13 protein-coding genes are annotated in these 11,048 nt (G+C 63.2%); 8 read left to right on the top strand and 5 right to left on the bottom strand.

Going from position 1 to position 11,048, the window contains the following annotated elements:
- A partial coding sequence (locus IVB31_RS32515; protein WP_247332134.1) for an FAD-binding oxidoreductase occupies positions 1-1,341 on the top strand: 1,341 nt, incomplete at its 5' end.
- Between the two features lie 7 nt (positions 1,342-1,348).
- A complete protein-coding gene (locus IVB31_RS32510; protein ID WP_247332133.1) occupies positions 1,349-2,044 on the top strand; it encodes a GntR family transcriptional regulator in 696 nt (231 codons plus the stop codon).
- A gap of 6 nt (positions 2,045-2,050) precedes the next feature.
- On the opposite strand, the gene IVB31_RS32505 is transcribed toward IVB31_RS32510, so the two are convergent.
- The 5 genes from IVB31_RS32505 to IVB31_RS32485 form a co-directional block, all read right to left on the bottom strand.
- The gene (locus IVB31_RS32505; protein ID WP_247332132.1) at positions 2,051-2,215 is read right to left on the bottom strand and encodes a hypothetical protein; all 165 of its coding nucleotides are present in this window, start codon (positions 2,213-2,215) and stop codon (positions 2,051-2,053) included.
- Positions 2,216-2,376: 161 nt separating this feature from the next.
- Positions 2,377-2,562, bottom strand: a complete 186-nt coding sequence (locus IVB31_RS32500; RefSeq protein ID WP_247332131.1) for a hypothetical protein — start codon at positions 2,560-2,562, stop codon at positions 2,377-2,379.
- 137 nt (positions 2,563-2,699) lie between these two features.
- Positions 2,700-3,074 (bottom strand): hypothetical protein, encoded by a 375-nt coding sequence (locus IVB31_RS32495; RefSeq protein ID WP_247332130.1) that lies wholly within the window; start codon positions 3,072-3,074, stop codon positions 2,700-2,702.
- Between the two features lie 42 nt (positions 3,075-3,116).
- Positions 3,117-3,563, bottom strand: coding sequence for a hypothetical protein (locus IVB31_RS32490; RefSeq protein WP_247332129.1), 447 nt, complete (start codon positions 3,561-3,563; stop codon positions 3,117-3,119).
- Positions 3,560-4,432 (bottom strand): alpha/beta hydrolase, encoded by an 873-nt coding sequence (locus IVB31_RS32485; protein ID WP_247332127.1) that lies wholly within the window; start codon positions 4,430-4,432, stop codon positions 3,560-3,562. The genes IVB31_RS32490 and IVB31_RS32485 overlap by 4 nt, the downstream gene beginning before the upstream one ends.
- A gap of 169 nt (positions 4,433-4,601) precedes the next feature.
- Here IVB31_RS32485 and IVB31_RS32480 point away from each other — a divergent pair, with 169 nt between their 5' ends.
- The 6 genes from IVB31_RS32480 (at position 4,602) to IVB31_RS32455 (ending at position 10,954) form a co-directional block, all read left to right on the top strand.
- Positions 4,602-5,552, top strand: a complete 951-nt coding sequence (locus IVB31_RS32480) for a GlxA family transcriptional regulator (RefSeq protein ID WP_247332125.1) — start codon at positions 4,602-4,604, stop codon at positions 5,550-5,552.
- Positions 5,553-5,676: 124 nt separating this feature from the next.
- Complete coding sequence (locus tag IVB31_RS32475; RefSeq protein ID WP_247332124.1) at positions 5,677-7,698, top strand: YgiQ family radical SAM protein; 2,022 nt, start codon at positions 5,677-5,679, stop codon at positions 7,696-7,698.
- 439 nt (positions 7,699-8,137) lie between these two features.
- Positions 8,138-9,010, top strand: coding sequence for a tetratricopeptide repeat protein (locus IVB31_RS32470; protein ID WP_247332123.1), 873 nt, complete (start codon positions 8,138-8,140; stop codon positions 9,008-9,010).
- Between the two features lie 61 nt (positions 9,011-9,071).
- The gene (locus tag IVB31_RS32465) at positions 9,072-9,389 is read left to right on the top strand and encodes a DUF1648 domain-containing protein (RefSeq protein ID WP_247332122.1); all 318 of its coding nucleotides are present in this window, start codon (positions 9,072-9,074) and stop codon (positions 9,387-9,389) included.
- Positions 9,390-9,448: 59 nt separating this feature from the next.
- Positions 9,449-9,772: a hypothetical protein gene (locus tag IVB31_RS32460; RefSeq protein ID WP_247332121.1), complete on the top strand. Its 324-nt coding sequence runs from the start codon at positions 9,449-9,451 to the stop codon at positions 9,770-9,772.
- A 159-nt stretch (positions 9,773-9,931) separates the two neighbouring features.
- The gene (locus IVB31_RS32455; RefSeq protein ID WP_247332120.1) at positions 9,932-10,954 is read left to right on the top strand and encodes an LLM class flavin-dependent oxidoreductase; all 1,023 of its coding nucleotides are present in this window, start codon (positions 9,932-9,934) and stop codon (positions 10,952-10,954) included.
- Positions 10,955-11,048: the final 94 nt, after the last annotated feature.

The following is an 11,048-nucleotide window of genomic DNA, read 5'->3' as shown; positions in this document are numbered from 1 at the left end:
GCCGTGCTTGTTGGCACCGACGTGCCCGCGCGCAATTGCAACGACTGGAGCGCGAGCCTGCCGCAGACGCCACGCGCGGTGATCCGCCCGCTCGACGCGCAAGGCGTCGCCGACGCGATTCTGACCTGCCGGCAGGCGCATCTGCCGTTCGTGCCGCAGGGCGGATTGACCGGACTGTGCCGCGGCGCCTCGCCTGAAGCAGGCTGGGTCGCGATCTCGCTGGAGCGCATGAGCGGCATCGAGGAGATCGATCATGCGTCGATGACGATGACGGTGAAAGCAGGCACGCCGCTGGAGACGATCCAGAAGGCCGCCGACGAAGCCGGGTTCTTCTTTCCGCTCGATCTCGGCTCGCGCGGCTCCTGCGCGATCGGCGGCAATCTCTCGACCAATGCCGGCGGCAACCGCGTGATCCGCTACGGCATGACGCGCGAGCTGGTGCTCGGGCTCGAAGTGGTGCTGCCCGACGGCACCATCATCACCAGTCTCAACAAGCTGATGAAGAACAATGCCGGCTACGATCTGAAGCACCTCTTCATCGGCTCCGAGGGCACGCTTGGCATCATCACCCGCGTGGTACTGCGGCTGTTCCCGAAACCGCGCTCGACCATGGCCGCGCTCTGCGCGCTCAAGGACTATGCCGCGGTGGTGGCACTGCTCGGCGCCGCACGCAGCGGGCTGGGTCCGCTGCTGTCGGCGTTCGAAGTGATGTGGCCGGATTACTGGGACGTGATCACGATTCGCGCCGGAGTGAAGCCGCCGGTCGCCGCAGGCCACGGTCTCTACGTGCTGGTGGAAGCGCAGGGTACCGACGAGAGCCTCGACGCGCCGCGCTTCCAAAGCTGGCTCGAAGAGCTGATGGAGGGCGGGCTGCTCGCCGATGCCGCGGTGGCGCAATCGCTGGCGCAGACGCAAAGCTTCTGGCGCGTGCGCGACATCTGCGCCGAGTTCGGCCAGGTGCTGGGGCCGCACATCTCCTACGACATCGGCCTCGCGGTGGCACGGATGGACGAGTTCGTGACGCGCTGCAAGGCCGCGCTCGCTGATGGCATCAGGGGCTGCGAGAGCGTCTATTACGGCCATATCGGCGACGGCAATCTGCATCTGGTTTCCTGGGTCACCGGCCTCACCGTCGAGCAGCAGCCGAAGGAGGAGATGGACGCGATCATCTACGGTCTCGTGCGTGAAATGGGCGGCAGCGTCTCCGCCGAGCACGGCATCGGCACGCTGAAGAAGAAATGGCTGGGCCATGCGAGGAGCGAGGCCGAGATCGCGCTGATGCGGACGCTGAAGGCCGCGCTCGATCCCGACCATCTGCTCAATCCCGGCAAGGTGATCTGAGAGAGCCATGCGATCGCTGAAGCTCGATGCGCCGAAATCGCTGTCGCAGCGGGTGATGCAGCGGCTGCGGCAGGCCATCATCGACGGCGAGTTCGCGCTCGGCGCCGCGATCTCCGAGGAGATGGTGGCAAACTCGTTCGGCGTCAGCCGCACGCCGGTGCGCGAGGCGATGGGCCAGTTGCAGGCCCAGGGCCTCGTCGTGATCCGGCCGCAGGTCGGCAGCTTTGTGTTCACGCCGAGTGCGGAAGACATCAACGCGCTCTGCACCTTCAGGGTCGCGCTGGAGCCCAAGGCCGCCGAGCTCGCCTTCCGCCACGATCGCGACGGCGCGATCGCGACGATGGGCGAGGCGATCGCGGCGATGGAGCCGGCGATCGCGGCCAGGGATAACATCGCCTACGGACGGGCGGACGCCGTCTTTCACGAGGGTCTGTTCGCGCATTGCGGCAACCGCTACCTCGCCGAATCCTATCAGCTCGTCTCAGGGCGCGTCGCGGCACTGCGCACCAATTTGACGTCGCCGATCGACGTACGCACGCGCACCTCCTTCGACGAGCATCGCAAGCTGCTCGATCTGTTCGCCCGCGGCGAGTTCGCTGATTTTGAAAAACTGATGACGGTGCACATCACCAATTCGGGCGTGACCTATGCCAAAGCCTTGAAGGTAGAGGCGCTGAAGGTAGAGGCGCTGAAGGTAGATTGAACGCTGCTACCGCCCGCCCTTCGGTCCGGGTCTATCTAGAAAATCCAGCGCGGTGTTGATCTGTTCGAGCTGGTGCTCGATGCGATCGCGATCCTCGACGGCTTGCGCCTTCTCGAGTTCCTCCACGAGCTTCTGCTTTCGCAGCAGCAAGTTCTCTATGACTGTACTCACGGCTCCCCCATCGCCAGAGGCGAACATCGAGGCCATAACCGACCCAGGACGCAAGCGCGCGCCGGCCGGGCCCGGCGCAAACCCTGCATCAGAATGTTCGCGGAGACGGATGGTTCCTGCCGTGATGGAACTATCGAGGCGGGTTCGATCTCGGCCCGCGTTCAATGCGTCGAGCCGATGCCGGCCAGCTGCACCGGCGCAACATAGGTGCGCGTGGCGGACACCGAGAACATCGCCAGCAGCGCGCACAGCATGCAGAGCTTCATCCGCACCGTCTTGCGATCGGTGATCGGCAGGAACAGGAAAAACATCATCGCCAGGATCAGCAGCATGTCGAGCACGAACATCGATCTCTCCCATGAAACGAGGGAGAGCATGACGCGGTGCAGGCGTCCGGTATGTGGGCGCCGTCACAGTGCGGACGCAACCGCATCCGTCGTCGCGCACCGATGTCTGGCGGCGGCGGCCTTGGCAGCGGCTCGCATCACGTGCGAGGCGGCTCGCCGATCAGCATGGCGAGCGGCGCCAGCGGCCCGAGCGCGATCAGCTCGAACTCCATCATCCCGGCGACGCCAAGAGGAAGCTTCTCCAGGAGTTCATGGGCCTCGGCGGTGCTTTTGGCGTTGACGATGAAGACGACGCCGTAGCCCTCTGTCTGGAAGAACCATTGCTCGATCTTGCCGGCGAGATGGTTGCGAACCGTTGCGCGGACTTCGTGAGGCAGGACGGGCGCGATCGCCTCCGGCGTGCCCTTGGCCGTGACAGAGCCGATCGCCAGGATCTTGGTTGTGGGACCAACTGCAGCGGCGAGCGCGGGTAGCATCTCGGCGTGGACGCGCGGATTCTTGTTGTCGGGCATTTTCTGTTTCCTTCTTTTTGAACCGGTTTTGCGCGCTGCCGACTACTTCGCGGGCTCGGTCAGGAGCACGCGAAGCGGAGCGATGGGGCCGAGCGGGATGATCTGGAATTCCATCAGCCCGGCCTGGCCGAACGGAAACCTGCCGAGCAGCTCCAGAGCCTCCTTCGGATCGGTGACATTCATCATGAAGACGACGCCGCTCTGGTCCTGCTTGAGGTACCATTGGTCGATTTTGCCCGCGAGATAGAGCCGTACGGTGTCGCGCACTTCGGCCGCGAGAAGCGGCTTCCACTTGTCCGGCGCTCCCTGCGCAGTGAAGGTGCCGATTGCCAGCAGCTTGGTCGTAGGGACGTCCAGGTTCGACGATGGCGATTGTGCGCGTGAAGCGGCCGGACCGACTGCGGCCAGCATTGCGACGAAGCCAACGGCACGGGCAAACCCGATCAGCGGGTGCGCGCGAACGGCGCATTTGTCGAGAGCGCGGCTCATGACAGCATCGCCTTCGCAACCTGCGCCGGCTCGTCGGCCTGCAGCCAGTGACCGGCCGGGATGACGGTAAGCGACGCATTCTTGAGTTGGGATCGGCGGCGCTCGGCCAGGGCGATCGGGAAGTAGGGATCGTACTGCCCCCAGATCAACTTGACCGGAACATCCAGCCGCTTGAGCGCGGCCAGATGCTGGGCGTTGCGCGCGTGCTCATCGAAGAATTCCGCGGCCAACTGCACGAAGGCCGGACCGGCACCGGGTTGGGCGAGAAAGTTGTCGCGGATCACCGGACCGATGAACGCAGCGAAGTGGGACTTTTGCGCCTCGGGCAACGAATCCAGGAATTTCTTCTGCTGCCATGTCAGCAGCCAGCCAAATTGTTCGGGGCTCTGCGCAATCGCCATGGCCAGCGCCTGCATGCTCCGGGTCGCGAACAGGGTGATCATCTCGGGCCAGAGCACCGTGTCGTCTTCGCTGTAAGCGGAGTTGAGCATGATCATGGAGGCGACGCCTTCCGGATGCGCGAGCGCATAGTTGAGCGTCGCCATCCCCGAGGAATCGTGAGCAACCGGGACGATCGTCCCCAAACCCAAATGGCCCACGACGGCCTCGAGGTCGCCCAATTGCTGCTTGAAGCTGTAAGTGATGCCCGCAGGCTTGTCGGAGGCTCCAAAACCCAGGAAGTCGAACGTCACGACGCGCCGGCCCTCGGCAAGCAGGAACGGAATCAAGTCATCCCAGATACGCAAATTGTCGGGGAAGCCGTGCATGAGCACGAAGGCCGGGCCAGAACCAGCATAGTCCCGCGCGTAGACTGTTCCTTCGCCCCTGGAAATGCGATGCTCGACGAAGGCGGTGTGTTCAGAAGACATGCTTCATCCTTTCTTCCTCACGGGAGCGCTGACATGGGCGTTGATTGGGCGTCGCTTGAGCGTCGTTTGGCGGCGATGCGCCGGAGCGGGATTGGATGACGCGACTCTAGCGACTACCGCGGGGGCGACGTAGGTCGTTCTTGCCACCATTCGTGCCAGAGGAGCGAACATGCATCGGGTCGGCTTCATCGTGCCGCAAGGGTTTCAGATGATGAGCCTTGCGGCCCTGACGGCATTTGAAGTCGTCAATCTGCCCCCCGCCAACCAGCGCTACGACATCCGTCTGCTTTCAGAGCATGGCGGACCGGTTCGATCTTCCGCAGGCATGACGCTGCAAACCGAAGCGTTCGGCGATCCCTCATTCGACACCGTCATCATCGGCTCGATCACCGAGATGGACATGCCTCCGTCCGCCGCAGGCATGATCGCGTTCGTGAAGGAAGCGGCCAAGGCATCCAGACGCGTCGCCTCGATTTGCAGCGGCGCGTTCGTTCTCGCCGAGGCCGGCCTGCTCAATGGCCGGCGCGCGACGATGCACTGGGCCCATGCGCCGAGCTTCCGGGTCCGATTCCCCGAGGTCACCACCGAGGAAGACCGCATCTTCATCAACGACGGTCCGATCTGGACGTCGGCAGGGATGACGGCGGGGATCGACCTCGTCCTGGCGCTGATCGACAACGATCTTGGTCCGGACGCCGCGAAAATGGCGGCAAGACTTCTGGTCATGCATCAGCGCCGGCTCGGCGGCCAAAAGCAGCATTCCGCGCTGCTCGAGATGACGCCCAAATCCGATCGCATCGAGCTGGTCCTGACCCACATCCGCCAAAACCTTCGAAACCCGCTCACGATCGAGGAACTCGCGGCCGTCGCCAAACTCAGCCCGCGCCAGTTCAGCCGGGCCTTTTTGGCTGAAACCGGTCATTCACCGGCAAAGGCGGTTGAACAGCTTCGGCTGGAGGCCGCCAGGTTCATGATCGAAGAAGGGCGGCACACGGTTAATGTCGTGGCGCAGGAGACCGGCTTTGCCGATCGCGAGCGCATGCGCCGCGCCTTCGTCCGCTCTTTCGGCGTCCCTGCGGAGGCCATGCGCAGAAATGCCCGGCGGGAGGCGGCGACTTAGCACCGGGCCGGACCTTTGCGGCAGGCGCAGGGCGAATGGGCGACTTCGGTCCTCGGCGTCTAATTCCAGTTCCGTACCGACCGTCGGTTGAATTTGTACGCCCGGAGTCCTATGCGTAGGCCCCATGGACATCCAGATCATCGCCGCCGAAAAGCCCCTGATGGCGCAGGCGCGCCCGCGCAAGCCGGCGCCGTTCCTCCCCATGAGCCGCGCCGAGATGGATGCGCTCGGCTGGGATGCCTGCGACATCGTGCTGGTGACGGGCGATGCCTATGTCGACCACCCCAGTTTTGGCATGGCGATCATCGGCCGGCTGCTGGAGGCGCAAGGTTTCCGGGTCGGCATCATCTCACAGCCGGACTGGCACTCGGCCGAGCCGTTCAAGGCCTTGGGCAAGCCAAAGGTGTTCTTCGGTGTCACCGGCGGCAACATGGATTCGATGGTGAACCGCTACACCGCGGACCGCCGCCTGCGCCATGACGACGCCTACACGGCGGGCGGCGAAGGCGGCAAGCGGCCGGACCGCTGCACCGTCGTCTACGCGCAACGCTGCCGCGAGGCGTTCAAGGGCGTGCCGGTCGTGCTCGGCGGCATCGAGGCGTCGCTGCGCCGGATCGCGCATTACGATTACTGGTCCGACAAGGTGCGCCGCTCGGTGCTGGCCGACGCCAAGGCCGACCTGCTGCTCTACGGCAACGCCGAGCGCGCCGTCGTCGAGGTCGCTAACCGTCTTGCCGCCGGCGAGGCACCGCGCGAGCTCGACGACATCAGGGGCGTCGCGCTGTTCCGCCGCGTGCCTGAAGACTACACCGAGCTGCACGCCGACGATCTCGACTCCGCCGATGAAGGCGCGTCGCGGACGAAAGGCTTAACCGTGATCCGGCTGCCGGCGCTGGAGCAGGTCGAGCAGGACAAGGAAGCCTATGCGCGTGCGTCACGCGTGCTGCACCGGGAGAGCAATCCCGGCAATGCGCGGCCGCTGGTACAGCGTCACGGCGATCGCGACCTCTGGCTCAATCCGCCGCCGATCCCGCTGACGTCGGACGAGATGGACGCCGTCTACGATCTACCCTACGCCCGCGCGCCGCATCCGTCCTACGGTGACGCGAAGATCCCGGCGTGGGACATGATCAAGTTCTCGGTGACGATCATGCGCGGCTGTTTTGGCGGCTGCACCTTCTGCTCGATCACCGAGCACGAGGGCCGCATCATCCAGAACCGTTCCGAAGGCTCGATCCTGCGCGAGATCGAGAAGATCCGCGACAAGACGCCCGGCTTCACCGGCGTGATCTCCGACATCGGCGGCCCCACTGCCAACATGTACCGGATGGCGTGCAAGGACCCGAAGGTCGAGGCGGCGTGCCGGCGGCCGTCCTGCGTCTTCCCCGAGATCTGCCCGAACCTCAACACCTCGCATGACGATCTGATCCGGCTCTATCGCAAGGTGCGCGAGACCAAGGGCATCAAGAAGGTGATGGTCGCCTCCGGCGTGCGCTACGACCTCGCGGTCGAGAGCCCCGAATACATCAAGGAGCTCGTCACCCATCACGTCGGCGGTTATTTGAAGATCGCGCCGGAGCATACCGAGCGCGGCCCGCTCGACAAGATGATGAAGCCGGGCATTGGCGCCTATAACCAGTTCAAGCGCATGTTCGATGCCGCGGCCGAACAGGCCGGCAAGAAATACTATCTGATCCCCTATTTCATCGCGGCGCATCCCGGCACGACCGACGAGGACATGATGAACCTCGCGCTCTGGCTCAAAAAGAACCGCTACCGCGCGGATCAGGTGCAGACCTTCCTGCCCTCGCCGATGGCGACCGCAACGGCGATGTACCACACCGGCGTCAACCCGCTGCGCGGCGTGCGCCGCGGCGGCAGCGACAAGGTCGGGGCGATCAAGGGCCTGCGCCAGCGCCGCCTGCACAAGGCGTTCCTGCGCTATCACGACCCCGACAATTGGCCGGTGCTGCGTGAAGCCCTGAAAGAGATGGGCCGCGCCGATCTGATCGGCTCGCGGCCCGACCAGTTGGTCCCCGCGCACCAGCCCCCCGGCACCGGCAAGGCCGCCGGCACGCGGCGGCCGGTTCGTCCAGACGGCAAGACGCAGCGGTTCACGACCAAGAATCTGCGGGTGATGAAGTAGCGGGCGGGCCGGATCAGGTCCGGTTCATCCTCGCACCGTCGTGCCCTCAAAACAAAAACCTCGAAAACAACCCCATGCACAGTAGCCGGCATGAGCAGGATCAATGGCTTAGGTGCGCTGCGAATCCGCTGAATCTGCCAGGCGAGATAGCGGAAAAACGGAAATTAGGTTTTAACGAAATATTGACTCGTCGGACAAAACAGGCGCAAGATGCCATTGTCGCGGCACGCGTGGCAGGGCGAGCTCCAACCGCTACTCCGTAGCGATATCCTCGGGTTTCATGCGGAGGCCACGCTGCACTTGCTTCGCAATGGCGAATAGCCCTTCTCGCTTGACGATTGTTTAACCGCAATCAGCATTGCAGTTGCATTGTTTGAAATTCTCTATTGTCGATTGCGCTAACTTCGGGCAAGAGCGATTTCTCGGCCCGGAGAAGCAAATGAAAATAGGCCTGGCACAGAGGCGGGTGGTGCGCGGGATTGCCTTCCTGTCCGTGCTCTGGTCCTTCTGTTCTGCGGCAATTGCGTCTGACGCCCAGACTTACCAGACGGCTGCTGCCATTGCCGTAAGCAAGCTGGACTTTGAGCGGGCCATTCAAATCTACTCCGAAGGGCTCGAACAGCAATTCAGTCTCGAGGACCGGGCGGAACTGCTGCGGATGAGGGGCGTAACCGCTCAGCTGGCAAAAAGATGGGATCAAGCCGAAGCCGATTTCACGGCGGCCGTCGAAATGGTCGGCTCTACAGACCCGCGCGCTTATATAGGCCGCGGCTTTTTCTATCACCACCAAGGTCGCTTTGAGCTTGCACTGGCCGACTACACCGCCGGGGCGAAGCTGTTCCCGGATAACGGGGCTTTCCCCAATGGCCAGGGGCTGGCGCTTATGGAACAAGGCAAGTTCAAGGAAGCAATCAATCGGTTTGACGAGGCAATAAGACTTGATCCGACGTCGGGCGTCTTCATGCTTGGACGGGCCGAGGCCTACAATCGTTGGGACCGACCGCAGACCGCGTTGGACGATTACGACAAGGCGCTGGCACTCGGATATCTTACGCAAGACGATACCTATCGACTTCGCGTGGGCGTTGGAGACGCACATCTCAAACTGAAGAATGAGAAGGCCGCGATCGAAAGCTTGAATAAAGCTCTCGAACTCAGCCCCAACTCCACTACGGCCCTGAGGTATCGAGGACTGGCCTATGAACGGGCAGGCGAGCTTGATCGTGCGTATCGCGACTACGAGGCCGTCTCAAAACTGAAGCCTGGCGACGAATTCGCCGTGAAGCGGCTGCAGAGACTCCGCTCGAAGTAGGGATCAACGGTCGCCTGATCTACAGCTGTTACCTCGGATATAGCATTGGAAGGCGCCAAGCATGGTACCAGCAGACTACGTCTTTGGCTTCGCTATCGCGTTGGTCGTCGGGTTAAACCTTTCTCTTGGCCCACGTATCGAAACCGAGCGCGTTCCTATGCAATGGGGCCCCAACGGCGAACCAATTTGGTACGCCCCAAAATGGCTTGCTATGTGGGGGATGATTGCCTTCATGGCCGTGGTCCGGTTCTTCATCTGGTTCGCTTCGACATATTCCCCGCGGCATGTGCACGGTACTGAATTAGGGATAGTCATTTTCTCGCTGATCGCTGCCGGTTCTCACCTGTTCGTTTTAATGAAGGCGAGAACGACCCTCTGAAACCTCGCGCAGGTCAGCTCAAGGGCAAATCGGCTTTGGACTGCTAAGAGAGGCGTTCAATGAAGCTCCCAGCTATTCTGAGATATCTAGCAATTTTGACAGCCGTTTCTTCAGGCGGAACTTGGGCCGACGACTGCAAGCCAATTGTGGCGGCTTTGGCGAAGCAGGCGAACACGTCTTTTCGCGTCATGTTGGGTGCAACAACAACAAAGGGAGTCACTACCGAGCATTTTTACGCCACTCTGGAAGGAGATGCGGCTGGAAAGCAGCTCTCGGAATTTTGGATTTCGCCTGAGACAGGTCTGGTCCGCAGGCGAGAAGATCGCCTCAATAAAACGACGATCATCGAGTACGACTACAACAATCTCGATAGCATCTTCTAAAAAGTCCGCTTCGGGTCAAAAGGCGCGCTTGCAACATTGTCTGCTTAGGTCTGCTTTCCCACGAGGAGCGTCACCTAGGCGCACGCGCCTTTCCCATGCTGCCATCTTTCCTCCGGCCGAGGTGTCGCAAATTCCTCCGGTCATCCATATGTTGCCCCCATGAAAAAAATCGGATTCCTCTCCTTCGGGCACTGGACGCCCTCGCCGCAGTCGCAGACCCGCTCGGCGGCGGACACGCTGCTGCAATCCATCGAGCTTACGGTTGCGGCAGAACAGCTCGGCGCCGACGGCGCCTATTTTCGCGTGCATCATTTCGCGCGCCAGCTCGCCTCGCCCTTCCCCCTGCTCGCCGCCGTCGGCGCCAGGACCAGCAAGATCGAGATCGGCACCGCCGTGATCGACATGCGCTACGAGAACCCGCTCTACATGATCGAAGATGCCGGCAGCGCCGATCTCATCGCCGGCGGCCGGCTGCAGCTCGGCATCAGCCGCGGCTCGCCCGAGCAGGTGATCGACGGCTGGCGCTATTTCGGTTATCGGCCGACCGACGGCCAAACCGATGCCCACATGGGACGGCGCCATGCCGAGGTCTTCCTGGACCTGCTGCGCGGCGAAGGCTTTGCGGAGCCCAATCCGCAGCCGATGTTTCCGAACCCGCCGGGACTGCTACGCCTCGAGCCACATGCCCCGGGCCTGCGCGAGCGGATCTGGTGGGGCGCCGGCTCGAACGCCACCGCGATCTGGGCGGCGCAGCTCGGCATGAACCTTCAGAGCTCGACGCTGAAGAACGACGAGACCGGCGAGGCTTTTCATCTGCAGCAGGCCGCGCAGATCCGCGCCTATCGCGCCGCGTGGAAAGAAGCTGGCCACACCCGCGAGCCCCGCGTATCCGTCAGCCGCAGCATCTTCGCGCTGATCGACGATCGCGACCGCGCCTATTTCGGCGGCGAACGCGGAGGCGACGACCAGATCGGCTTCATCGACCCGCGCACGCGCGCGATCTTCGGACGCTCCTATGCGGCGGAGCCGGATGCGTTGATCGAGCAGTTGCGGCAGGACGAGGCGATTGCCGAGGCGGATACGTTGTTGCTGACGATCCCGAACCAGCTCGGCGTCGACTACTGCGCGCATGCGATCGAGGCGATCTTGACGCACGTCGCGCCGGCGCTGGGGTGGCGGTGACAAGGCATCGGCCGGTCGGCAGCCGCCCCCGACCGGCGTCGCCAGCTTTCGCGCCGGTAGGTTGCCGGACCGGGTGAGCGAGCCCCGGTTCCTG

Origin of the sequence: Bradyrhizobium sp. 21, assembly GCF_023073335.1 — a bacterium.
Lineage (GTDB): Bacteria > Pseudomonadota > Alphaproteobacteria > Rhizobiales > Xanthobacteraceae > Bradyrhizobium.
Note: the sequence above shows the minus strand (reverse complement) of the source record. Positions and strands in the feature narration are given on the sequence as shown.

Excerpts from the sequence above, each read along its gene's own strand:
- IVB31_RS32495 (WP_247332130.1), bottom strand. The coding sequence starts at position 3,074 with ATGCCCGACAACAAGAATCCGCGCGTCCACGCCGAGATGCTACCCGCG.
- IVB31_RS32470 (WP_247332123.1), top strand. The coding sequence starts at position 8,138 with ATGAAAATAGGCCTGGCACAGAGGCGGGTGGTGCGCGGGATTGCCTTC.
- IVB31_RS32465 (WP_247332122.1), top strand. The coding sequence starts at position 9,072 with ATGGTACCAGCAGACTACGTCTTTGGCTTCGCTATCGCGTTGGTCGTC.
- IVB31_RS32510 (WP_247332133.1), top strand. The coding sequence starts at position 1,349 with ATGCGATCGCTGAAGCTCGATGCGCCGAAATCGCTGTCGCAGCGGGTG.
- IVB31_RS32480 (WP_247332125.1), top strand. The coding sequence starts at position 4,602 with ATGCATCGGGTCGGCTTCATCGTGCCGCAAGGGTTTCAGATGATGAGC.
- IVB31_RS32500 (WP_247332131.1), bottom strand. The coding sequence starts at position 2,562 with ATGTTCGTGCTCGACATGCTGCTGATCCTGGCGATGATGTTTTTCCTG.
- IVB31_RS32490 (WP_247332129.1), bottom strand. The coding sequence starts at position 3,563 with ATGAGCCGCGCTCTCGACAAATGCGCCGTTCGCGCGCACCCGCTGATC.
- IVB31_RS32455 (WP_247332120.1), top strand. The coding sequence starts at position 9,932 with ATGAAAAAAATCGGATTCCTCTCCTTCGGGCACTGGACGCCCTCGCCG.
- IVB31_RS32475 (WP_247332124.1), top strand. The coding sequence starts at position 5,677 with ATGGACATCCAGATCATCGCCGCCGAAAAGCCCCTGATGGCGCAGGCG.
- IVB31_RS32460 (WP_247332121.1), top strand. The coding sequence starts at position 9,449 with ATGAAGCTCCCAGCTATTCTGAGATATCTAGCAATTTTGACAGCCGTT.
- IVB31_RS32485 (WP_247332127.1), bottom strand. The coding sequence starts at position 4,432 with ATGTCTTCTGAACACACCGCCTTCGTCGAGCATCGCATTTCCAGGGGC.